The 22,470-nt window shown below is 71.8% G+C and carries 23 protein-coding genes, 1 tRNA gene and 1 other RNA gene; 13 read left to right on the forward strand and 12 right to left on the reverse strand.

The genetic code is table 11. The annotated features are described in order from the left end of the window. The first annotated feature begins 76 nt into the window (after positions 1–76). From H4J02_RS07950 to H4J02_RS07960, 3 genes are all read left to right on the forward strand, one after another. Positions 77–892, forward strand: coding sequence for a DUF72 domain-containing protein (locus H4J02_RS07950; RefSeq protein ID WP_187674102.1), 816 nt, complete (start codon positions 77–79; stop codon positions 890–892). Then, entirely contained in the window at positions 889–1,506 is a 618-nt protein-coding gene (locus tag H4J02_RS07955; RefSeq protein WP_187674103.1) for a GNAT family N-acetyltransferase, read from the forward strand. Before H4J02_RS07950 ends, H4J02_RS07955 begins: the two co-directional genes overlap by 4 nt. Positions 1,507–1,598: 92 nt before the next feature. Continuing rightward, positions 1,599–2,003, forward strand: a complete 405-nt coding sequence (locus H4J02_RS07960) for a hypothetical protein (RefSeq protein WP_187674104.1) — start codon at positions 1,599–1,601, stop codon at positions 2,001–2,003. A 56-nt stretch (positions 2,004–2,059) separates the two neighbouring features. Here the strand turns inward: H4J02_RS07960 and H4J02_RS07965 are convergent, their stop codons facing one another. Continuing rightward, complete coding sequence (locus tag H4J02_RS07965; RefSeq protein ID WP_187674105.1) at positions 2,060–2,230, reverse strand: methionine aminopeptidase; 171 nt, start codon at positions 2,228–2,230, stop codon at positions 2,060–2,062. Between the two features lie 33 nt (positions 2,231–2,263). On the opposite strand from H4J02_RS07965, the gene map reads away from it, so the two are divergent. From map to H4J02_RS07980, 3 genes are all read left to right on the forward strand, one after another. Next, positions 2,264–3,148 carry a type I methionyl aminopeptidase gene (gene map, locus H4J02_RS07970; protein WP_187674106.1) on the forward strand — a complete coding sequence of 295 codons (885 nt, stop codon included), beginning with the start codon at positions 2,264–2,266 and terminating at the stop codon, positions 3,146–3,148. Between the two features lie 22 nt (positions 3,149–3,170). Next, complete coding sequence (ppgK, locus tag H4J02_RS07975) at positions 3,171–3,929, forward strand: polyphosphate--glucose phosphotransferase (protein WP_187674107.1); 759 nt, start codon at positions 3,171–3,173, stop codon at positions 3,927–3,929. 122 nt (positions 3,930–4,051) lie between these two features. Next, positions 4,052–4,255: a cold-shock protein gene (locus tag H4J02_RS07980; protein ID WP_187674108.1), complete on the forward strand. Its 204-nt coding sequence runs from the start codon at positions 4,052–4,054 to the stop codon at positions 4,253–4,255. An 81-nt stretch (positions 4,256–4,336) separates the two neighbouring features. On the opposite strand, the gene rnpB is transcribed toward H4J02_RS07980, so the two are convergent. The 7 genes from rnpB to H4J02_RS08015 all read right to left on the reverse strand — a co-directional run bounded on the left by rnpB (position 4,337) and on the right by H4J02_RS08015 (position 10,914). After that, positions 4,337–4,725: RNase P RNA component class A (gene rnpB, locus H4J02_RS07985), an RNA gene on the reverse strand. Positions 4,726–4,755: 30 nt separating this feature from the next. Further along, positions 4,756–5,496 (reverse strand): zinc ribbon domain-containing protein, encoded by a 741-nt coding sequence (locus tag H4J02_RS07990; RefSeq protein WP_187674109.1) that lies wholly within the window; start codon positions 5,494–5,496, stop codon positions 4,756–4,758. Positions 5,497–5,523: 27 nt separating this feature from the next. Further along, positions 5,524–6,342, reverse strand: a complete 819-nt coding sequence (locus H4J02_RS07995) for a Nif3-like dinuclear metal center hexameric protein (protein WP_187674110.1) — start codon at positions 6,340–6,342, stop codon at positions 5,524–5,526. 4 nt (positions 6,343–6,346) lie between these two features. Then, positions 6,347–9,403 (reverse strand): cytosine permease, encoded by a 3,057-nt coding sequence (locus H4J02_RS08000; protein WP_187674111.1) that lies wholly within the window; start codon positions 9,401–9,403, stop codon positions 6,347–6,349. Further along, positions 9,400–10,317 carry a DMT family transporter gene (locus H4J02_RS08005; protein ID WP_187674112.1) on the reverse strand — a complete coding sequence of 306 codons (918 nt, stop codon included), beginning with the start codon at positions 10,315–10,317 and terminating at the stop codon, positions 9,400–9,402. Before H4J02_RS08005 ends, H4J02_RS08000 begins: the two co-directional genes overlap by 4 nt. Position 10,318: 1 nt before the next feature. Then, a tRNA-Val gene (locus tag H4J02_RS08010) sits at positions 10,319–10,391 on the reverse strand. 49 nt (positions 10,392–10,440) lie between these two features. After that, positions 10,441–10,914: a peroxiredoxin gene (locus H4J02_RS08015; protein WP_187674113.1), complete on the reverse strand. Its 474-nt coding sequence runs from the start codon at positions 10,912–10,914 to the stop codon at positions 10,441–10,443. A gap of 121 nt (positions 10,915–11,035) precedes the next feature. On the opposite strand from H4J02_RS08015, the gene aceE reads away from it, so the two are divergent. From aceE to fabF, 6 genes are all read left to right on the forward strand, one after another. Continuing rightward, positions 11,036–13,759: a pyruvate dehydrogenase (acetyl-transferring), homodimeric type gene (gene aceE, locus H4J02_RS08020; RefSeq protein ID WP_187674114.1), complete on the forward strand. Its 2,724-nt coding sequence runs from the start codon at positions 11,036–11,038 to the stop codon at positions 13,757–13,759. A gap of 13 nt (positions 13,760–13,772) precedes the next feature. Further along, positions 13,773–14,951 (forward strand): CdaR family transcriptional regulator, encoded by a 1,179-nt coding sequence (locus tag H4J02_RS08025; protein WP_262405984.1) that lies wholly within the window; start codon positions 13,773–13,775, stop codon positions 14,949–14,951. An 81-nt stretch (positions 14,952–15,032) separates the two neighbouring features. Further along, a complete protein-coding gene (locus H4J02_RS08030; protein WP_187674115.1) occupies positions 15,033–15,959 on the forward strand; it encodes an ACP S-malonyltransferase in 927 nt (308 codons plus the stop codon). Next, positions 15,956–16,957, forward strand: a complete 1,002-nt coding sequence (locus H4J02_RS08035) for a beta-ketoacyl-ACP synthase III (RefSeq protein ID WP_187674116.1) — start codon at positions 15,956–15,958, stop codon at positions 16,955–16,957. Before H4J02_RS08030 ends, H4J02_RS08035 begins: the two co-directional genes overlap by 4 nt. Positions 16,958–16,998: 41 nt before the next feature. Further along, entirely contained in the window at positions 16,999–17,247 is a 249-nt protein-coding gene (locus H4J02_RS08040; protein ID WP_187674117.1) for an acyl carrier protein, read from the forward strand. A gap of 99 nt (positions 17,248–17,346) precedes the next feature. Next, complete coding sequence (gene fabF, locus H4J02_RS08045; RefSeq protein WP_187674118.1) at positions 17,347–18,582, forward strand: beta-ketoacyl-ACP synthase II; 1,236 nt, start codon at positions 17,347–17,349, stop codon at positions 18,580–18,582. Here the strand turns inward: fabF and H4J02_RS08050 are convergent. The 3 genes from H4J02_RS08050 to H4J02_RS08060 form a co-directional block, all read right to left on the reverse strand. Continuing rightward, complete coding sequence (locus tag H4J02_RS08050; protein ID WP_187674119.1) at positions 18,579–18,731, reverse strand: hypothetical protein; 153 nt, start codon at positions 18,729–18,731, stop codon at positions 18,579–18,581. The genes fabF and H4J02_RS08050 overlap by 4 nt on opposite strands. 106 nt (positions 18,732–18,837) lie before the next feature. Continuing rightward, positions 18,838–19,329, reverse strand: a complete 492-nt coding sequence (locus H4J02_RS08055) for a DUF3145 domain-containing protein (protein WP_187674120.1) — start codon at positions 19,327–19,329, stop codon at positions 18,838–18,840. A 129-nt stretch (positions 19,330–19,458) separates the two neighbouring features. Further along, on the reverse strand, positions 19,459–21,108 hold the full coding sequence (locus tag H4J02_RS08060; RefSeq protein WP_187674121.1) for a bifunctional 3'-5' exonuclease/DNA polymerase: 1,650 nt from the start codon (positions 21,106–21,108) through the stop codon (positions 19,459–19,461). A 72-nt stretch (positions 21,109–21,180) separates the two neighbouring features. Here H4J02_RS08060 and H4J02_RS08065 point away from each other — a divergent pair, with 72 nt between their 5' ends. Next, positions 21,181–21,633: a VanZ family protein gene (locus H4J02_RS08065; RefSeq protein WP_187674122.1), complete on the forward strand. Its 453-nt coding sequence runs from the start codon at positions 21,181–21,183 to the stop codon at positions 21,631–21,633. Here the strand turns inward: H4J02_RS08065 and H4J02_RS08070 are convergent. Further along, complete coding sequence (locus tag H4J02_RS08070) at positions 21,605–22,444, reverse strand: DUF1684 domain-containing protein (RefSeq protein WP_187674123.1); 840 nt, start codon at positions 22,442–22,444, stop codon at positions 21,605–21,607. The two genes, H4J02_RS08065 and H4J02_RS08070, sit on opposite strands and share 29 nt — an antisense overlap. Positions 22,445–22,470 lie beyond the last annotated feature (26 nt).

Consider the following 22,470-nt stretch of genomic DNA (forward strand, 5'->3'; position numbering starts at 1 on the left):
CGATCCCGCGCCGCGCGTACTCCCCGGCCTCCCCCGTCCGGTGGACGCAGACCGAAGCGGGGTTCAGGATGGGACGATGGCGACCGCGCGGGTGGGCATCTCCGGGTGGACCTACGCGCCCTGGCGGGGCGTCTTCTACCCGAAGGGACTGCGCCAGGCCGACGAGCTGAGCTACGCCGCCGGACGGATGACCTCGATCGAGCTCAACGGCTCGTTCTACTCGCTGCAGAAGCCCACGAGCTGGCGCAAGTGGCGCGAGGAGACCCCGGACGACTTCGTGTTCGCGATCAAGGCGCCGCGGTTCCTGACCCACATCCGGCGGCTGGAGGACGTCGAGGAGCCGCTCGCGAACTTCCTCGCGTCCGGCCTGCTCGGCCTGGTCCCGAAGCTCGGTCCCATCCTCTGGCAGCTCCCGCCGAACCTCGACTACGACCCCGAGCTGCTCGCCCGGTTCCTCGCTCTGCTCCCCCACGACACCGAGGCCGCGGTCGAGGTCGCACGCGGCCGAGGCGAGCGGATGCGCGGCAAGGAGCTGCTCGATATCGATGAGCCGCGCCCGTTGCGACACGCGATCGAGCCCCGCGCCCAGAGCTTCGACGACCAGGAGTTCGCCGACCAGGCCGCCGCATCCGGGGTCGCGGTGGTGCTCGGCGACTCCGCGGGTCGCTGGCCGCGGCTCGACTGGGTCACCGCCGACTTCGCCTACGCGCGCCTTCACGGCGACAAGGAGCTCTACACCTCGGGCTACGACGAGGCGGGCCTCGATCAGTGGGAGGAGTGGACGCGCGACCATCTCGACCATGACCGCGACGTCTACGTCTACTTCGACAACGATCAGAAGGTGCGTGCTCCCGTGGATGCCATGGCTCTTCTGCAACGATTGGCGAGATGACCACCACCGTCGACCCCAACGCCCCCTCGCCCTTCCGGCTGCCGCCTGCACCCGCCGACCTCCGACTGGAGACGGAGCGGCTGGAGCTCCGCCTGCTCGAGGAGTCCGACTTCGAGGCCATGACGGTCTACCGCGGAGACCCCGAGGTGTGCCGCTTCCTGCCGTTCCCTCCGCAGAGCGTCGACGACATCCGCGGTCGCATCGGTCGTGCGATCGGCAGCACCAGCCTCGAGGTCGAGCCCGGAGCAGTGACCGTGGGCATCGTGCGCCGCGAGGACGGCCTGCTCATCGGCGACCTCGTGCTCTTCCACCTCCAGCCCGAGCACGGCACCGCCGAGGTCGGCTGGGTCATGCGCCCCGACGTGGCCGGCCGCGGCTACGCGACGGAGGCCGTGCGCGCGCTGCTCGGCGCCGCTTTCGGCGTGTACGGCCTGCGGCGCATCGTCGCGCGCATCGACGCCGAGAACACGGCATCCGCGCGCCTCGCGGAGCGTCTCGGGATGCGACTCGAGGCGCACCTCGTCGAGAACGAGTGGTACAAGGGGCGCTGGGGCGACGAGCTCGACTACGCGATCCTGGCGCGCGAATGGGCTGCCGGCGCCCCCGTCGCGTAACGGTCGCACGCGCGGCGGAGAAGATGCGCTAGCCTCAGTTCGCTCCCGCCGTGGGAGCGCTCCCATCCACCGCAACAGAAGGCCATCCCCCCATGACCGAACCCACCCCGCTCTCCGACTGGCTCAAGGCGCAGACCGACACCTTCGAGACGAAGAAGCGCCTGCTCGTCTTCACCGACATCATCCACAAGCCCACGGGCGAGAAGGTCGTCGAGGGGTTCCGCTACTTCCACGCCGACATCGACGACCTCGTGGCCGCCTTCGACGCGGATGACGTGGACGCGATCCGCGCCCTCCCCTACGCCGTCGACGACGAGGGCGATGTCGACACGAGCGCCGTGTGCCTGCTCGTCGCCTACACGCCGAGCGGCGCGTTCCTCGCGGCGCAGCCGCAGGTCTACGTCGACTACGTGCCCACGCTCGTGCGCGAGCCGAAGTACCTCACGGTCTCGCAGCCCGTGCGCGAACTCGCGGCGGCGATCGACCAGTCCGCCTGAGGCGTCGGCTGTGCGGCGCTCCGGCGTCGCACAGCCTGACCCGGGCGGGTCGCCGATCAGCGCTCGGCTTCCTCCTCGGCCGCCCACTTCCTGGCGCGCTCGCGCGCGATCTCGGGGGCGCGCGCCGCCTCCTCGCGCGTCGCGAAGGGTCCGTCGCGGTCCGAGCCGAGCGACTGCGGACCCTCCTCGACCTCGCCGGTCCTGTGGTTGTACCACCACTCGGTCATCGGCTCCTCCTTCGGCTCGGTACGCTTGAGCCTATGCCTCGCGACGCCGCCGGTCACCTCATCCCGGGCCGGATCTCACCGCCGCGGCCGGTGCCGAAGTCCATTCCGCGACCCGAGTACGTGGGTCGCCCCGGGCCCCGCCCGTTCGACGGATCGGACGTCTACACACCCGAGGAGATCGAGCGCATCCGCGTGAGCGCCCGCATCGCCGCCCAGGCGATCGACGCCGTCGGCGCCGCCATCCGCCCCGGCGTCACGACCGACGAGCTGGACGCCGTCGCGCACGAGTTCCTCGTGGCCCACGACGCCTACCCGTCGACGCTCGGCTACCGCGGCTACCCGAAGTCGTCGTGCACCTCGGTCAACGAGGTCATCTGCCACGGCATCCCCGACGACACGGTGCTCGAAGACGGCGACATCATCAACATCGACATCACGGCGTACCACGACGGCATGCACGGCGACCTCAACGCGACCTTCCTCGTGGGCGACGTCGCGCCCGAGGTCCGCGACCTCGTCGACCGCACGCGCGAGGCGCTCAACCGCGGCATCAAGACCGTCGCGCCCGGTCGTCAGGTCAACGTCATCGGCCGCGCGATCGAGAGCTACGCGCGCCGCTTCGGCTACGGCGTCGTGCGCGACTACACCGGACACGGCGTCGGGCGCGCCTTCCACACGGGGCTCATCATCCCCCACTACGACGCGGCGCCCGACTACGACACCGTCATGGAGCCGGGCATGGTCTTCACGATCGAGCCCATGCTCACCCTCGGCACGCCCGAGCAGCCCGGCACGATCGCATGGGACGCGTGGGACGACGACTGGACCGTCGTCACGCGCGACCGCAGCATCACCGCGCAGTTCGAGCACACTCTCGTCGTCACCGAGTCGGGCGCCGAGATCCTGACCCTGCCCTGACCGCACACGCACGGAGGACCCCATGAGCACGCTCGCCGTCGGAATCGACATCGGAGGAACCGGCATCAAGGGCGCCCTCGTCGACGTGTCGACGGGCGAGCTCGTGAGCGACCGCGTCAAGGTCGCGACGCCCGAGGGCGGTGACCCGGATGCCGTGCTCACCGCTGTCGCGGAGCTCGTCGACGGCTTCGGTGCGACCGCCGACGGGGTGCCGCTCGGCGTCTGCTTCCCCGCGATCGTGCGCCACGGCCGCACGATGTCGGCCGCGAACGTCTCGAAGCGCTGGATCGGCCTCAAGGCGGAGCGCCTCTTCGAGCAGACGCTCGGCCGCGACATCCACTTCGTCAACGACGCGGATGCCGCGGGCGTCGCCGAGGTCCGCTTCGGCGCCGCGGGCGGCTCCGACGGTCTCGTCATCATGACGACCCTCGGAACGGGCATCGGGAGCGCCTTCATCCACGACGGCGAGCTCATCCCCAACACCGAGCTCGGCCATCTCGAGCTCGACGGCGTCGACGCCGAGACCCGCGCCTCGTACGCAGCGAAGGAGCGGGAGGACCTCGACTGGACGTCGTGGGCCGCGCGTCTGCAGCGCTTCTACGCGCACGTCGAGTTCCTCTTCTCCCCCGAGCTGTTCATCGTCGGCGGCGGCGTCTCGAAGCACCACACCGAGTTCCTGCCCCTGCTCGAGCTCGCGACGCCCATCGTGCCGGCCGTGCTGCGCAACAACGCGGGCATCCTCGGGGCGGCGTGGCTCGCCGCGGGACCCGGCCGCGCCTGAGCCCGTTTCGTTTCAGTTCGATGAAATCTGTCGAAACCCTCTGCCGGGGGGCACGGCACGTGCACTAAGTTGGGCAGACGCCCCCGGGTTGGGGGGCGCTTGCACCAGAAGAAAGCAGTCACATGCCCAGTGGAACCGTGAAGTGGTTCAACGCCGAAAAGGGATTCGGCTTCATCACCCCCGACGACGGAGCTCAGGACGTATTCGCCCACTACTCGGCGATCGACTCCAAGGGCTACCGGACCCTCGAAGAGGGCCAGCGCGTCGAGTTCGAGGTCACCGAGGGCCAGAAGGGCCCGCAGGCCGCGAACATCCGCCTCTCCTGAGGCGTTCCCGCCTTCCCGGAGGCGGATCCACCATGAGGAAGCGCCTCCGGGGACGATCCCGGGGGCGCTTCCTCGATGGGGCGAACGGGCCGGCCGATACGCCGGGTTCTGTCAGTCGACGTGAGCCGACCGGACGGCCATCTCTCTCGGGGCTACGTTGCCGCAGCCCTCTAGCGGTCTACCCGGTGCCTCGGCGAGCAACCTCAACGGCACCTGTCTGACCTTGCTCCGGGCGAGGTTTACCCAGCGAGCCCGATCACTCGGGCCCCTGGTGGTCTCTTACACCACCGTTTCACCCTTACCCCGCCGCTTGCGCGACGTGGCGGTCTGCTCTCTGTTGCACTTTCTCGCGGATCACTCCGGGTGGGCGTTACCCACCACCCTGCTCTGCGGAGCCCGGACGTTCCTCGGCGCGCACACGGCGCCTTCGAGAGGCACCGGGCACGCGACGCGACCGTCTGGCCGACCCGTTCGCGACCCTCAGCGTAGCGCGTCGTGCGTCAGAGGCCGGATTCGGCGGTGCGCACGAGAATCGCGCTCGACTCCGGGCACAGCAGCACATCGTCGGGTGCGGCCGCGCGCACGACGCCGAGGTCGCTCGCGTTGAGGGCCACGCCGCTCGCGCTCGAGACGCCACCGCGCAGGTGCGACGCACCGACACCGTAGCGGGCGCGCTGCTTCTCGTAGAGGGCGAGCAGCTCCTCGGGCACGCGCGCGGCGACCGTCGCGCGGTCCTTGGCGACGTGCGCCTTCTCCTGCTCGATGGATGCGGCACTCGCGTCGCGCGAGGACGTCGCCTCGGCGATGCGCGCGTCGAGCGCGGCGAGGGCCTCGCGGGCGGTGGCGACCGCACCCTCGAGCTCCTCGACGCGCTCCATGACGACGAGCTCGATCTCCTCGAGCTCGTCGCGGCGACGCGCGAGGGCGGCGAGCTCCTGCTCGAGCGCCTGCACGTCCTTCACCGACGACGTCGCCTGCAGGCGGTCCCTGTCGCGTTCGATGCGCGCCTCGACGACCTTGACATCCGCCTCGACGCGCCCGAGCTCGGCCTGCGCGTCCTCGAGGGTGCCCGTGCGCTCTACGACGTCGCGGCGCAGCGTCTCCGACTCCTTGGCGAACTCGGCGAGCTGGGCCGTCTCGGGGAGCGTGCGCAGCCGGTGGCCGAGCTGCTGCAGTCGGGTGTCGAACTCCTGCAGCTCGAGCAGCAGCGCCTGGTCTTCGGGTGCGGCCTTGAGGCCCATGCGGTTTCCGTTCTGTCGTGTCGTGAGTCAGACGAGGGCGAAGTCCCACGGGTCGGTGCGCAGCTCGCTCACCGTGACCGTGAGTTCGGGGAGCGCCTCGCGCAGAGCCGTGGCGGCGGCGTCGAGCCACAGCCACTCGGACGCCCAGTGCGAGACGTCGAGGAGGGCGGGGCCGCCCGCGACGCGCGCCTCCTCGCGAGCCTCCGAAGCGGGATGGTGCCGGAGGTCGCTCGTGATGTAGACGTCGGCGCCGCGCACCTCGGGGTGCACGAGGAGCGAGTCGCCCGCGCCCGCGCACAGCGCGACGCGGCGTACTTCGCCGAAGTAGTCGCCGGCGCCGCGGATGCCCTGGGCGGTGGGCGGGAGGATCTCCTGGAGTCCGCGGGCGAGCTCCCCGAGCGTCATCGGCTCCGGCAGCTCGCCGACGCGCCCGAGGCCGAGGGCGGGGTCGTCCGAGGACGGCACGAGAGGGCGCGCCTCGCGCAGCCCGAGGCGGGCGGCGAGCACCGCGGAGGTGCCGTCGGCGACGATGTCGGCGTTCGTGTGTGCCGCGAGCAGCGCGCAGCCGCCGCGGATGAGCCGCGCGAGCACGGCGCCCTTGTAGCGATCCTCCGCGATCGAGGTGACACCGCGCAGCAGGAGGGGGTGGTGCACGAGCAGCAGCTGCGCGCCGCGCTCGACGGCCTCCTCGGCCGTCTCGACGACCGCGTCGACCGCGAGGTGCACGGACGAGATCTCGGATGCGGGGTCGCCCGCGACGAGTCCGGGCGCGTCCCACGCCTCGGCGCCCGAGAGCGGCCACAGGGTGTGCGCGACCTCGGTCACGCGCGCGAGAGTGGGGGCCACGGCCTCAGTCTACGAGGGGCGCGGCGACCGTCCCGGCCGGGGCGGCATCCGTCTCCTCGCGGTCGCGCTCCTGCCTGCGGATCGCGGGGATGCCGGCCACGAGCGGGAGGACGATGCCGAGCGCGAGCGCGATGAGCACACCGACATCCGTGCCCGCGAGCGGGTCGCCCGCCGCGACGCCGAGCGGCCCGAAGAGGTAGCCCTGCCACGTGAAGCCCGCGAGCTCGGCCGAGGTGAAGCCGTAGCCGACGGCCGTGATGACGAAGAGCCCGACGAGGTTCACCCAGCGCACCGCCGGGTAGACCCCACCCGGCGCGAGGAGCGACGGGGCGTGGAAGCGACGGAGGCGGATCATCATCTCGGCGCCGAAGATGCCGGTCCACGCCGCGACGGGCACGGCGACGGTCGTCGCGATGTCCGCGACGATGTCGCGCGTGTCGGCGCCGATGAGCAGCACACCCGCGGCGACCGCGGGCACGAGTACCGCGGCGATGACGGCCCCGACAGGGCGCGGAGCACGCAGGCCCGTCGCACCGAGCGCGAGGCCTGCCGAGTAGATCGCGACGATCGCCCCCGCCACGAGCCCGAAGGCCGCCGCAGCGAAAAGCGGGATGACGACGACGGCCGGCACGAGATCGAGGAGCGTCGCGAGGGGCGCGCTCGCGAGGTCGCCCGCGAGCTCGGGGTCGGATGCCGCGAGCACCGCGCCCCACGAGATGATCGCGAGGGTCGGCACGATCGCGCCGAAGCTCCCCCACAGCATGTTCGCCGCACCCGACCCGGCGGGGTTCTGGTAGCGCGCGAGGTCGGAGCTCGACTGCGCCCACGCGAGGCCCACGACGCTGAAGACCGTCACGACGCCGCCCAGGGCGAGAAGCCACGATCCGTCGTCGGTGCGCAGGGCGACCTCGATGTCGACGTGCGACGCGGTGAAGCCGATGACGACGATGAGGAGCACGGTCGACAGGATGCCGAGCACGCGCTGCACGCGGTGCAGCAGGCCGTACCCGAGCACGGCGACGATCGCCGCGACCACGGCACCCACGGCGAGCGCGACGAAGGCGGTGGCGCCCGCGCCCTCGCCCGGCGCGAACATCGCACCGGCGGTCGCGGCGAGCAGCCACAGCAGCACGCCGCCCCACAGCACGCGGCCGACGACCGCGAGCACGGCGGGCACGATGTTGCCGACGAGCCCGAACGTCGCGCGCGAGACGACCATGGTCGGCTGACCGCTCCACTTGCCCGCGAGCGACCCGAGGCCGAGCGGCAGCGCCGAGAGCGCGACGCCGGCGACGACGGCGACGAGCGCCTGGCGCAGGCTCATGCCCGCGGCGAAGAGGGTCGCGCCGACGGCGAGGGTCACGATCGACGAGTTGGCGGCGAACCACAGCCAGAACAGGCGGGCGGCGTGGCCCGCGCGCTGCTCGACGGGGGTGGGCTCGACTGACGTCGCCTCGACCGCCATCGCGGGCGGGTCGCTCGGTGCCTCGGGCGCGAGCGGCTCGCCGACGGCCACGACGGTCGCCGTCGACAGCGGGACGGGCGCGACGGATGCCACCCCGGTCTCGTCGACGGGGATGGGCGCCGGCAGGTCCGCGCGGTCGAGCGGGTCGATGCCCTCGACGTCCGGGTCGGCGTCGTACGGCGCGGGCGCGCCCGTGAGCACGATCGCCTCCGCGGGCGGCGGGGGCGCATCCTGGAACCCGGCGGGCGCGACGTCGACCGCGTGCGCCGTCGGCGGGGGCAGCTGCGAGACGTCGACGGGACCGTCCGGACCGTCCACGGTCGTGACGGGCGGCGGCAGCACGGGCGCCGGGAGCTCGGAGACCGGCGGCGGGGTGAGCGTCGTCGCGTCGAGGGGGACGGGGGCCGGTGCCGGGGGCTCGACGAGCGGAGGCGGTGCGAAGGTGGGCGGCGGCGCGCTGAGCCACGCCTGGTCGTCGCCGGCGGGCGTTGCGGGGGCGGCGGACGCCTCGACGTGCAGCTCGTACGCCGGCGCGCTCGGCGCGGGCTCCTCCACCGGCAGCTCGTACACGGGCGCGTCGGCCGCGGGCGCCTCGACCGGCTCGGGGAGCGACGGCGCAACGGTCGGCTGCGAGGGCCCGAGGTCCCACACGGGCGCCGCGACCGTCTCGGCGGCGGGCGCCGCGAACGCGTCGAGGCTCTCGCCCTCGCGCGTCGGGTCGGGGGCGTCGATCCAGCCGGGGGGCGCGGCGGTCGGGGCCGCGGCGAACGCGGCGGCGCCGAAGACGGCTCCGACCTCGGCGGGAGGAGCGCTCGTCTCCTCGGCGGGCGGCAGTCCCTGGCGGCGGCGCAGCTCGTTCTCCAGCAGCAGGATCGCGTCGAGCGTCGAACCCGCCGCGACCTCCTCCTCGATCGTGCGGCTCAGGTCGTCGTCGGCGAGCGGCGGCTCGGACGTGGGCTGCTGCACCTCGACCGCGGGCGCCTCGTATGCAGGCGCAGGCGGCTCGTACGAGGGCGCGGCGGGCGCCTCGTACGAGGGCACAGGGGCCGCCTCGTAAGCGGACGCCTCGTACGCGGGCGGCGCGGATGCGGCGGGCGTCACGTCGACGGGCGCCGTGAACTCCGACGGCGCGGGCCACTCGGCGGCGGGCGGAGCGGCGTCGGCGACGACCTCGGGGTCGGAGGCGACAACATCCGGCGCGATGTACTCGGGCGCAGGCGGCGGAGGCGGCACGGGCACGGGCGGGAGTGCGGGCTCGTGGGCGACGGGAGGCTCGGATGCCGGCGCCGCGGGCTCGGGTGCGAAGTCCGGCTGCGCGACGGGCTCGGGGGCGCTCTCCGCGGGAGGCGGCGGCACGTCGCTCTGCACCTGGCCGGGGTCGGGCCGGAAGGCGGGATCGGAGTTGAGCACGGGGATCGTGATGGGTCCCGTGTACATCGCCGTCTGCGCGGCGAGCGCCGCAGCGAGCTCGTCGTCGCTCACCGTGGGCGTCGCAGCGCCGTACGGCGGCGGGTAGCCCGCAGCGGCGGGAGCTCCCTCGGGGGCGGCTCCGTCGGCATCCTCCCGCGGCGGCTCGCCGCCCGGCACCTCGGTCATGCCTCGGAGTCTAGGGCTGCTCGCGTCTCCGACCGGGGAGGACGAGCCGTCACGAGCACGATGATGCCCGCGAGGATCGCGGCGACCCCCGCCCATGCGAGCGGCTCGAGCCGCTCCCCCACGACGGCGACGGCGAGCACGGTCGCGAACACCGGCTCGAGCAGCGCGATCGTCGTCACGGTCGACGAGCGAAGCATGCGCAGGGCGACGCCGACGAGCAGGTACGCGATGAGCGTGGGGCCGAGGGCGAGGTAGGCCGCGATGCCGACCGACCGCGCATCCGCGAGCAGCGGACCGCCCAGCACCGCGAGCACGGGCAGCAGGAGCAGGGCGCCGCATCCGAACATCGCACCCATCGCGCCCCGCGAGCTCGCGCCCGTGGTGATGACGCGTCCCGAGGCGTACGTGTACAGACCGTAGGCGATGCCCGCGAGCAGCCCGAGCAGCACGCCCGGCAGCACCGCGCTGCCCTCCTCACCCGGGTGACGCACGGTCGACACGAGCACCATGCCCCCGAGCGCGAACGCCGTGGCGACCATCCAGCGCACGGAGAGCGGATGCCGCTCCACGAGCCACTCGAGCAGCGCGGTCACGATGGGGCCGGTGCCGAGGGCGACGACGTTGCCGATCGCGACGCCTGCGAGATCCATGCCCGAGTAGAAGGCGAGCGGGTAGACGAAGACCCCGATGCCGCCGATGATCGCCCACCCGCGCGTCGCGGGGTCGCGGAGCACGCCGAGGCTCAGGCGCGGCGCGGTCGCGAAGAGGAGGAGGCCTCCGACGCCCATCGTCGCGGCGCCCGTCGCGAGCGGGCTCACGCTGTCGGGGAGGAAGGTCGCGGCCGTGCCGGTGGTTCCCCAGAAGAGGGACGCGAGGACGATCGCGAGCGCGGCTCGCCCTCTTCCGATCTGCACGTGGGCGCTGAGGGACTCGAACCCCCGGCATCTTCGGTGTAAACGAAGCGCTCTACCAGCTGAGCTAAGCGCCCGGACCTCCCGATGCTATCGGGGAGCGGGGCGCCCGGATCGCCGGGCGGGTCAGACGGAGACGGGAAGCACGTCGTCGAGCGCCGCGCGGTACTCCTCGATCGAGCGCGCCTGGCCGGGCGCCGTGATGAAGGACGCGCGGATGATGCCCTTCGCGTCGATCACGAAGGTCGCGCGGTTCGCGAAGCCCTTCTCCTCGAGGAACACGCCGTACTCCTTGGCGACGGCGCCGTGCGGCCAGAAGTCGGCGAGGAGGGTGAAGTCGTAGCCCTCCTGCTCGGCCCAGGCGCGGAGCGCGGCCTTCGAGTCGACCGAGATGCCGATGAGCTCGACGCCGTGCCGCTGGAACTCCGCGAGGTTGTCGCGCAGCACGCACAGCTCGCCCGTGCAGGTGCTCGAGAAGGCGAGCGGGAAGAAGACGAGGGCGACCGGCTTGCGGCCACGGAAGTCGCTGAGTCGGACGTGCTCGCCGTACTGGTTCGGCAGGTCGAAATCGGGGGCCTGCGTGTCATTCTCCAGAGCCACGAGCGACGATCATACGCCGCACTCCGCGGATGCGCCGGTGCGGATGCGGGGTGGCGGTATCGGACGGCCTCCCGGGCCTAGACTCGACGATGGCCATGACACGATCAGGAAGAGGTCAAGGGTGACGGTGAACGACCAGGATCCGTACTCGGTGAACAACACCGATCAGGACCCGGAGGAGACCGCCGAATGGCAGGAGTCCCTCGACGCGCTCGTCGAGGAGAAGGGACACCAGCGTGGTCGCGAGATCATGCTGAGCCTGCTCAAGCGATCGAAGGATCTGCACCTGGGCGTGCCCATGGTGCCGACGACGGACTACATCAACACGATCGCGCCGGAGAACGAACCGGAGTTCCCGGGCGATGAGGAGCTCGAACGCCAGTACCGCCGCTGGATCCGCTGGAACGCGGCCGTCACGGTGCACCGCGCGCAGCGTCCCGGCATCGCGGTCGGCGGGCACATCTCGACCTACGCGTCGAGCGCGTCGCTCTACGAGGTCGGACACAATTGGTTCTTCCGCGGACAGGACCACGCCTCGGGCGGCGACCAGATCTTCTACCAGGGCCACGCCTCCCCGGGCATGTACGCCCGTGCGTTCCTCGAGGGCCGCCTCACCGAGGAGCACCTCGACGGGTTCCGCCAGGAGAAGTCGCGCGCACCGTACGGGCTGAGCTCGTACCCGCACCCGCGCCTCATGCCGGAGTTCTGGCAGTTCCCGACGGTCTCGATGGGCCTCGGCCCGATCAACGCCATCTGGCAGGCGCAGAACAACAAGTACCTCACCAACCGCGGGATCGTCGACCGCTCCGACAGCCGCGTCTGGGCGTTCCTCGGCGACGGCGAGATGGACGAGGTCGAGAGCCGCGGTGCGCTCCAGTGGGCAGCGAACGAGAAGCTCGACAACCTGACCTTCGTCATCAACTGCAACCTGCAGCGTCTCGACGGTCCGGTGCGCGGCAACGGCAAGATCATCCAGGAGCTCGAGAGCTTCTTCCGCGGTGCCGGCTGGAACGTCATCAAGGTCATCTGGGGTCGCGAGTGGGACGACCTGCTCGCGCGCGACAACGGCGCCCTCGTCAAGCTCATGAACGAGACGCCCGACGGCGACTACCAGACCTACAAGGCCGAGGACGGCGCCTTCGTGCGCGAGAACTTCTTCGCCCGCGACCCCGAGGCCCTCAAGCTCGTCGACGGCTACAGCGACGAGCAGATCTGGAACCTCAAGCGCGGCGGCCACGACTACCGCAAGGTCTACGCAGCATTCAAGGCCGCGGTCGAGCACGAGGGTCAGCCGACCGTCATCCTCGCGAAGACGATCAAGGGCTACGGCCTCGGCAAGAGCTTCGAGGGCCGCAACGCGACCCACCAGATGAAGAAGCTCACGCTCGACAACCTCAAGCAGTTCCGCGACGAGCTCCGCATCCCGATCACGGACGCGCAGCTCGAGGAGAACCCGTACCTGCCGCCGTACTACCACCCGGGTGAGAACGACCCGGCGATCCAGTACCTGCAGGAGCGCCGCCGCGAGCTCGGCGGCTACCTGCCGGAGCGCCGCTCGAAGTATGTCGACCTCAACCTCCCGGGCGACTCGGCCTACGAGATCGCCCGCAAGGGGTCGGGCAAGCAGGAGGTCGCCACGACGATGGCGTTCGCCCGCCTGCTCAAGGACCTCCTGAAGGATCCGGGCATCGGCCAGCGCATCGTGCCGATCATCCCGGATGAGGCGCGCACCTTCGGCATGGACGCCTACTTCCCGACGGCGAAGATCTACAACCCGAACGGCCAGCACTACACCTCGGTCGACCGGGAGCTGCTCCTCGCCTACAAGGAGAGCCCGCAGGGCCAGATCGTCCACGTCGGCATCAACGAGGCGGGCGCGTTCGCGGCGTTCACCGCGATCGGCTCCTCGTACTCGACGCACGGCGAGCCGCTCATCCCGGTCTACGTCTTCTACTCGATGTTCGGCTTCCAGCGCACGGGCGACGCCATGTGGGCTGCGGGCGACCAGATGGCGCGCGGCTTCGTCATCGGCGCGACCGCCGGACGCACGACGCTCACGGGCGAGGGCCTCCAGCACGCCGACGGCCACTCGCCGCTCATCGCGTCGACGAACCCCGCGGTCGTCTCGTACGACCCGGCATACGGCTACGAGATCGGGCACATCGTGCGGGCGGGCCTCGACCGCATGTACGGCGGCCAGCACCCCGACCCGAACGTCATGTACTACCTCACGGTGTACAACGAGCCGATCGTGCAGCCGGCCGAGCCCGAGGACCTGGATGTCGACGGACTGCTCCGCGGCATCTACAAGCTCAAGGACGCCACCATCCGCGGGCCGAAGGCGCAGATCCTCGCCTCGGGCGTGTCGGTGCCGTGGGCCCTCGAGGCGCAGGAGCTGCTCGCGAAGGACTGGGGCGTCGCCGCCGATGTCTGGAGCGTCACCTCGTGGGCCGAGCTGCGCCGCGACGGCATCGCCGCCGACGAGCACAACTTCCTCAACCCGACCCAGCAGCCGCACGTGCCCTACGTGTGGCAGAAGCTGAGCGGGGCGGAGGGTCCGTTCCTCGGCGTCACCGACTACATGCACGCCGTGCCGGACCAGATCCGCGCGTGGGTGCCCGGTGAGTACGCGACGCTCGGCGCCGACGACTTCGGCTTCAGCGACACGCGTCCGGCCGCACGACGCCACTTCAAGATCGACGGTCCGTCGATCGTGGTGCGCATCCTGCAGTCGCTCGCTCGTCGCGGCCAGGTCGACCCGGCGTACGTGCTGCAGGCGATCGACAAGTACAAGCTGCACGACGTGAACGCCGGCACGACCGGTTCCGCGGGCGGCGAGAGCTAAGTCGACACCGAAGGTGCCGGAGAGGACGAAGGCGCAGACGCTCGCCTGGCTGCGGACGCTGTCAGGCGAGCTCGCGACCACGACGCTCAAGCGTCTCGACGAGACGCTGCCCTGGTACCGCGAGATGCCGCCCGGGCGACGCAGCGCCGTCGGCCTCGTCGCCCAGGCGGGCATCACCTCGTTCATCTCCTGGTACGACGACCCGAGCTCGACGCCGTGGATCGCAGCGGACGTCTTCGGCGCCGCGCCGCGTGAGCTGCTGCGTTCGGTGAGCCTGCAGCAGACACTGCAGCTCATCCGGGTGACGGTCGAGGTCGTCGAGGAGCGGGTCACGAGCTCGAGCGACGAGCTGCGGGAGGCGGTCCTGCTCTACTCGCGCGAGATCGCGTTCGCGGCCGCCGACGTCTACGCCCGCGCCGCCGAGGCGCGCGGTCTCTGGGACGCGCGCCTCGAGGCGCTCGTCGTCGACTCGATCCTCACGGGCGAGTACGACAGCGAGCTGCCGAGCCGCGTCGCGGCGCTCGGCTGGAACGGCCACGGAGCGGTGTCGGTGCTCGTCGGCACGGCCCCGCGGATGCTCGACGTCGACCAGCTGCGTCGCACGGCGCGTCACCTCGACGCCGACGTGCTCATCGGCGTGCAGGGCTCGCGCCTCGTGCTCGTCATCGGCCGCGTCGAGCCGCGCGAGGACGAGGAGGCGCGCGAGCCGCTCCCCTTCAGCGACATCGCGCGCCAGCTCGAGCCCGGCTTCGGCCCCGGTCACCTCGTGCTGGGCCATGAGGTGCCCTCGCTCGTCGACGCGGCCCGCAGCGCGCGTGCCGCCCTCGCGGGTTTCGCCGTCGCGAAGTCGTGGCGCGGCGCCCCGCGTCCCGTGCTCGCCGACGATCTGCTGCCCGAGCGAGCGCTCGCGGGCGACGCCCTCGCGCGCCAGACCCTCATCGCGCGCATCTACCAGCCGCTCAAGGACCACTCGGGCGAGCTACTCCTCACGCTGTGGTCGTACCTCGACAACGGCCGCTCGCTCGAGGCGACGGCCCGCGAGCTCTTCGTGCACGCCAACACCGTGCGCTATCGCCTCAAGCGCATCAGCGAGATCATCGGCTGGGATGCGACCGGCGCACGCGAGGCGCTCATCCTGCAGACCGCGCTCATCGTCGGGTCGATCGCCGACACGGGCCGCAAGCACGACTGATGTAGGCATCCGCCAAGGTCGCGCCGGATTTCTCGTGGACCATATGCCGCCGCCGCGGCCGCATCTTGGCAGGATGGACGGGTGACCGTCGTGATCGTCGCGCCCGGACAGGGCTCGCAGACCCCCGGATTCCTCGAGCCGTGGCTCGCCGAGCCGCACTTCGCCGACCACCTCGCCGAGCTCTCGGATGCGGCAGGCGTCGACCTGCGCGCGCACGGCACGGTGTCGGATGCCGACACCATCCGCGACACCGCGGTCGCTCAGCCGCTCATCGTCGGCGCCTCGCTGCTCTCGCTCGCGGCCGTGCTCGACGGCCGCCGCGACAAGGTCGCCGGCATCGCGGGCCACTCGGTCGGCGAGGTCGCCGCGGCGGCGGGCGCCGGCATCCTGAACGAGGCCGACGCCATGCGCTTCGTCGCCGCGCGCGGACGCTCGATGGCGGATGCCGCCGCGATCACCGAGACCGGCATGAGCGCCGTCATCGGCGCCGGCGAGGCGGAGCTGCTCGCCGCGCTCGAGCCGCTCGGCCTCTCCCCCGCCAACATGAACGGCGGCGGCCAGATCGTCGTCGCGGGTGAGCTGCACGCCCTTGCCGCCCTGCAGGCGAACCCGCCGGCGGGTGCGCGCGTCATCCCGCTGCAGGTCGCCGGCGCGTTCCACACGCGCTTCATGGAGCCGGCGGTCGACACGATGCGCGAGGTCGCGTCGGGCATCGTCGCGGAGCATCCTCAGCTGCGCATCTGGACCAACCGCGACGGCTCCGTCGTCGACGACGGCCCCCGCTACCTCGAGCTGCTCGTCGGGCAGATCGCGTCGCCCGTGCGCTGGGACCTCGTCATGGAGTCCTTCGCCGCGAACGGCGTCACGGGCATCGTCGAGCTGGCACCCGCGGGCGCCCTCGTCGGCCTCGCGAAGCGCGCCCTCAAGGGTCTTCCGACGGTGGCCGTGAAGACGCCCGACGACATCCCCGCCGCACACGCCCTGATCGACCAGGAGGCCGCCGCGTGACCGTCCACCTCAAGCAGGCGCAGGGAGCGCCCGGCAGCCGCATCCTCGCCCTCGGCGCCGCCCGCGGCGACCTCGTCGTGCCGAACGACGACCTCGTCGGGCCGATCGACTCGAGCGACGAGTGGATTCGTCAGCGTACCGGCATCATCACCCGCAAGCGGGCCTCGAAGGGCGTTGACGCGATCGACCTCGCCGAGACGGCGGGCCGTGAGGCCATCGAGAAGTCGGGCATCGACCCGTCGCGCATCGGCGCCGTGCTCGTGTCGACCATCAGCAACGTCGCCGTCACGCCGTCGATGTCGACGCTCCTCGCCGAGCGGCTCGGCGTCGCCCCCGCGCCCGCCTATGACATCGGCGCCGCGTGCGCCGGCTACACCTACGCGATCGCGCAGGCCGACGCCCTCATCCGCGCCGGTGCCGCCGAGTACGTGCTCGTCGTGGGGGCCGAGAAGCTCTCGCAGTACGTGCACCCCGAAGACCGCTCCATCTCCTTCCTGCTCGGCGACGGCGCGGGCGCCGCGGTGCTCGGCCCCTCGGACGAGCCCGGCGTGTCGAAGACGGTGTGGGGCTCCGACGGATCGAAGTGGGACGCCGTCGGCATGAACGCGACGTTCGAGGAGTACCTCGACAAGATCAAGCCCTGGCCGACGATGCGCCAGGACGGTCAGACGGTCTTCCGCTGGGCTGTCTGGGAGATGGCCAAGGTCGCGCGTCAGACGCTCGAGGAGGCCGGGGTCGCCCCCGAGGACCTCGCCGCCTTCATCCCGCACCAAGCGAACATGCGCATCATCGACGAGCTCGCGAAGCAGCTCAAGCTGCCCGAGCACGTCGCCATCGGCCGCGACATCGAGACGACGGGCAACACCTCCGCCGCCTCCATCCCCCTCGCGACGCACCGTCTGCTCGAGGAGCACCCCGAGCTCTCGGGCGGACTTGCCCTGCAGATCGGCTTCGGCGCGGGCCTCGTCTTCGGGGCCCAGGTCGTGCGCCTCCCCTAAACTTGTCCCCGGTCACTCGACACCCCTAGGAGAAAACGAACATGGCACTGTCCACCGAAGAAGTCCTCGCCGGCCTGGCTGAGCTCATCAACGACGAGACCGGCATCGCGGCGGACACCGTCGAGCTCGACAAGTCGTTCACGGATGATCTCGACATCGACTCCATCTCGATGATGACCATCGTGGTCAACGCCGAGGAGAAGTTCGACGTGAAGATCCCCGACGAGGAGGTCAAGAACCTCAAGACCGTCGGCGACGCCGTCACCTACATCGTCAACGCCCAGGCCTGACGTCGAGCGGGGGCGGATCGCTCCGCCCCCGCTCTCTCACCTCTCCCGTTCCGCACACCCCCGCGGAGCGTGTTCCACCACCCCCTCGGAGTTCCTCGAATGACCAAGAAGATCGTCGTCACCGGTATCGGCGCGACCTCGCCGCTCGGAGGCACCGCCTCCGACAGCTGGAACGCGCTGCTCGCCGGCGAGTCGGGCACGAAGGCCCTCACCCACGAGTGGGTGTCGCAGTACGAGCTGCCCGTCACGTTCGCCGCCGAGGCAAAGGTGCGCCCCGAGGAGGTGCTCGAGCGCCAGGAGATCAAGCGTCTCGACCCCTCGAGCCAGTTCGCGCTCATCTCGGCGCGCGAGGCGTGGGCGGATGCGGGCGCGCCCGACGTCGCCCCCGAGCGTCTCGGCGTCGACTACTCCACGGGCATCGGCGGTGTCTGGACGCTGCTCGACGCGTGGGACACGCTCAAGGAGAAGGGCCCGCGTCGCGTCCTGCCGATGACGGTCCCCATGCTCATGCCGAACGCGGCGGCCGCGGCCGTCTCGATGGCCCTCAACGCACGTGCCTTCGCCCGCACCGACGTCTCGGCGTGCGCGTCGAGCACCGAGGCGATCGCGAACGCCTACGAGCACCTGCAGCTGGGGCTCGCCGACGTCGTCCTCGCCGGTGGAACCGAGTCGGCCATCCACCCCATCACCGTCGCCTCGTTCGCCTCGATGCAGGCGCTCTCGAAGCGCAACGACTCCCCCACGACCGCCTCGCGCCCCTACGACGTCACGCGTGACGGCTTCGTCATGGGCGAGGGCGCGGCGACGCTCGTGCTCGAGACCGAGGAGCACGCGAAGGCGCGCGGTGCGCGCATCTACGCCGAGCTCGCCGGCACGGGCGTCACGAGCGACTCGTACCACATCACGGCCCCCGACCCCGAGGGCTGGGGCGCCTCGCGCGCCGTGCGTGCCGCGCTCCTGCAGGCAGGCGCCTCGCCCGACGACGTGACGCACGTCAACGCGCACGCGACGAGCACCCCCGTCGGCGACATCGCCGAGTACAGGGCGCTGCTGGCCGTGTTCGGCGACCGCGCCCACGAGATCCCCGTGTCGGCCACGAAGGCGTCGACGGGCCACCTGCTCGGCGGCACGGGAGCGCTCGAGGCGATCTTCGCCATCCTGGCCGTTCAGCAGCGTCTCGCGCCGCCGACGATCAACCTGACGGAGCAGGACCCGGAGATCCCGCTCGACGTCGTGACGTCGCCGCGTGCGCTCGGGGACGGCCCGCAGCTCGCGATCTCGAACTCGTTCGGCTTCGGCGGCCACAACTCGGTCGCCGCGTTCCGCTCCGTCTAGGAGATGACGCGGCAGCCGTCGTGCTGTGTGCACACTCCGTCGAAGTCGTCGTCGGCCTCCTGAGCCTCGACGACGTCCTCGACGTGGATGAGCGGTTCCTCGAGCTCGTCGAGGATCGCGCGCAGGTCGATGTCCCCTGTCTTCAGCATTGGAACTTCCTCTCTGTGTCTGTCCGATGGACGGCGCGACCACGCTCGGGCCGTACATCGGCACCGCGCCGCGGATTATCGCGGCGCCAGCCGACAGCGCGCGGCGCTAACCAACCTTGTGCAGCCAGATGACCGGGCTGTCCTCGCCCGCGTAGCGGAAGGGTTCGAGCTCGTCGTCCCACGCCTGGCCGAGCGCGAGTCGCAGCTCACGGTGCAGCTCGAAGGCGTCCGAGCCGGCGGTCTCCATGGCGGCACGGATGCGGTCCTCGGGCACGACCATGTTGCCCGCGGTGTCGGTCTGCGCGTAGAAGATGCCGAGGTCGGGCGTGTGCATCCAGCGGCCGCCGTCGGTGCCGAGCCCGGCATCTTCGGTGACCTCGTAGCGGAGGTGCTCCCAGCCGCGGAGGGCGGAGGCGAGGGCGGCGCCCGTGCCTCGCGGGCCCTCCCAGTAGTACTCGGTGCGCTGGGCGCCGGGCAGTACGGGCTGGGGCCGCCAGTCGAAGTTCACGGCGCGCCCGAGCGCTCGTCCCGCGGCCCACTCGACATGCGGGCAGAGAGCACGAGGAGCGGAGTGGACGTACACCACTCCGCGCGACATCGCAGCAGCCACTTTTCTCTCCGTTCGTCAGATGCGACTTCCCCATCGACCTGACGTACGTACGCTGTTGCTTGTTGCGATTATGCCCGGTCGGAGGCCGGAATGACAAGCGTGTGATGCGGGTGTCGGCTACTTCGCGTCGGCGTAGCTGTCGACGACGGCGACCGTGACGGGGAACTCGACGGGAGCGGTGCCGAAGAGGATGCGGCCCGCCTCCGCTGCGGCCGCCCGCATCGCATCTGCGGCCGCGTCGGCGAGCTCCGCGGGCGCGTGCACGATGAGCTCGTCGTGGAGGAAGAACACGAGGTGCGGTCGCTCGGTGAGCGGGCGCGCGTCGGCGTCTCCCCCGCCGAGCTGCCACAGCATCCGGCGCAGCGACCCCATCCAGCACAGCGCCCACTCGGCCGCCGTGCCCTGCACGACGAAGTTGCGCGTGAAGCGGCCCCACGCGCGCCCGTCGCTGCGGGCGCGGGCCCGCTCGGCGTCGGTGCGGGTCTCGTCGTAGGCGGCGTCTCGGCCCGGCGGCGAGGTGCGGCCGAGCCACGTGCTGACGACGTCGCCCGCCTCGCCCGCTCGTGCGGCGGCCTCGACGTACGCCATGGCGCGCGGGAAGGCGCGCTCGATGCGAGGGCGCATCCGTCCCGACTCCCCCGTGGTGCCGCCGTAGATCGCGCCGAGCATGCCGTACTTCGCCTGCTCGCGGGTCTCGACCGCGCCCGAGTCGACCATGCCCTGGTAGAGGTCGTGCGCCCGCCCCGCACGCGCCATCGCCACATCGCCCGACATCGCCGCGAGCACGCGCGGCTCCAGCTGGGCCGCGTCGGCCACGACGAGCTTCCAGCCCGGGTCGGGCACGACGGCCGCGCGCACCTGCTTCGGCAACTGGAGCGCCCCGCCGCCGTCGGACGCCCAGCGTCCGGTCACGACGCCCGCGGGCACGTAGACCGGGCGGAAACGGCCGTCGCGCACCCACTCGCCGAGCCACGCCCATCCGTTGGCCGTGTAGAGGCGCGCGAGCTTCTTGTAGGCGAGCAGCGGCGCGACCGCGGGGTGGTCGATGCCCTTGAGCTCCCAGCGGCTCGTGCTGCCGACGCGGAGGCCCGCGCGCTGCAGGCTCTTGAGCAGGGCAGGGGGCGAGTCGGGGTTCACGTCGGGGTCGTCGAGGGCTGCGCGGATCTCGGCTGCGAGCGTCTCCATATGCGCGGGGCGGGCGCCCGGCATCCGCTCGCCGAGCAGCTCGACGAGGATGCGGTCGTGACGCGCCGGGTCCCACGGGAGTCCGGCGTGCTCGAGCTCGACGGCCACGAGGGCGCCGACGCTGTCGGCGGCCGTGAGCAGCGAGAGGCGACCCGGAGAGGTGCTCGCGGCGATCGCGGCGCGCTGCCGGCGCAGCTCCTCGGCGGGGTCGTCGTCTGGCTCGGGCTCCTCGAGCTCGAAGAGGGCGTCGGAGGCGGCGGAGGCCGCGTGCGCGGGCCCGTCCCAGCGGTCGCGGGGCGCCCGTGCGAGCTCCGTGCCCGCGGCGGCGGACGCGGTGCGCAGGATGAGGCGGCACATCCGCAGGTCGATGCAGCGCTCGACGCGCACGCCCGCACGGAGCAACGCCGGATACCAGCGCTTGGTGTCGGACCACACCCACCGGGGGTGCGCGCGTTCCTCCTCCGCGGCCCACGCCGCGAACCGATCGCGCGGGATGAGCTCGCGGGAGACCTCAGCACCGTCGGCGTCGAGCCGCACCACCTCGACGAGGTCGGGCGCGGGGGCGCTCACGGCGAGGAACACGCATCCATCCTCCCGCGCGCTGCCGACATCGCGCGCACGATGCAGCTTGGCGCCGCCCCGTAGCCTGGTCGAGTGCGCACCCTTCTGCTCCGGATCGTGTTCGCCGCGTACCTCGTGGCGCTCGGGTTCCTCGTGTGGTCGCCGCAGCCGCTCGGCGGCGAGTCGAGCATCCTCGCCGTGCCGGCGCGGTGGATCGCGTCGTGGGGCGTGCCGTACCGGCTCGCCTACGACGTGCTCGAGGTCGGCGGGAACATCGCGCTCTTCGTGCCGTTCGGCGTGTTCGCCCTCACCGCCTACCGCTGGATGCGGGTGTGGTCGGCGACGCTCGCGGGCCTCGTCACGAGCGGGATCATCGAGGGCGTGCAGCTGTTCCTGCCGACGCGCTTCTCGACGGTCTCCGACCTGATCGCCAACACCTCGGGCGCGCTCCTCGGCGCGCTCCTCGTGGCGGGCGGGCGCCGCATCCGGGACCGCCGCGACGAGCGCGACGCGGCGCTCAGTGCAGCGGCGAGCCGTCCTTCTTGAGCGGGAGCTTCTCCCCCGCCTCGATCGCGAACGGGAACCGGTTCTGCTTCGGCGGCAGCGGGCAGTTGAACGCGTAGCTGAAGGCGCACGGCGGCAGCACGGCGCGGTTGAAGTCGAGCGTGATCGTGCCGTCGGGGTTCGGTGCGACGTACAGGAACCGGCCGACGCTGTAGGTGCTGTCGCCGTTCGTCGCATCCGCGAACACGAGCTGCAGCGCGCGGCCCGACTTGAACGCCGCGAGGTCGTAGTCGACGCCGTCGCGCGTGAAGGTGATGCGGCCCGGCACGACCTCGTCGCGCGTCTTGCCGTCGTCTTTGAGGTGCTCGAAGCCGAGGGTCGTGCCCTCGGGATTGAGCGACCAGTCGGCCGTGATGACCCACTCGGGGTCGTAGGCGAACGCGTCGATCTGCCCGAACTCCTGGATGGCCTCCGACTCGGCGTCGAACACGCGCACCGCGTAGAGGCCGCCCTCCTGCGAGATGACGAAGCCCGTGACCGTGTCGCTGAAACGGATGTCGGACGGCTTCGCGTCGTCCTTGCCGCGCACCTCGACGGTGCCGTCGACGAGCGCACCGTCGACGCGGATGCCGTCGGAGGCCGCCGCGGTGAGCAGCACGCCCGAGCCGCCGTCGGTGCGCGGAGCCCACGTTCCCGGCACGCCCCACACGGTCTGCTCGGCGTCGATCACCTGCGTCGTCGTGAGCGCGAGGCTGCCCTGCGGCTGCACGACAGCGAGCTCCCGGCGCGAGTGGAAGAACGCGAACTGCTCCTCCGGGGTCTGCGGGGCGGCGGGTGCTGCGGTGTCGGTCATGGTCTCCATCCTGGTCGACTCCCGAG

This window comes from Protaetiibacter sp. SSC-01 (genome assembly GCF_014483895.1).
GTDB lineage: Bacteria > Actinomycetota > Actinomycetes > Actinomycetales > Microbacteriaceae > Homoserinibacter.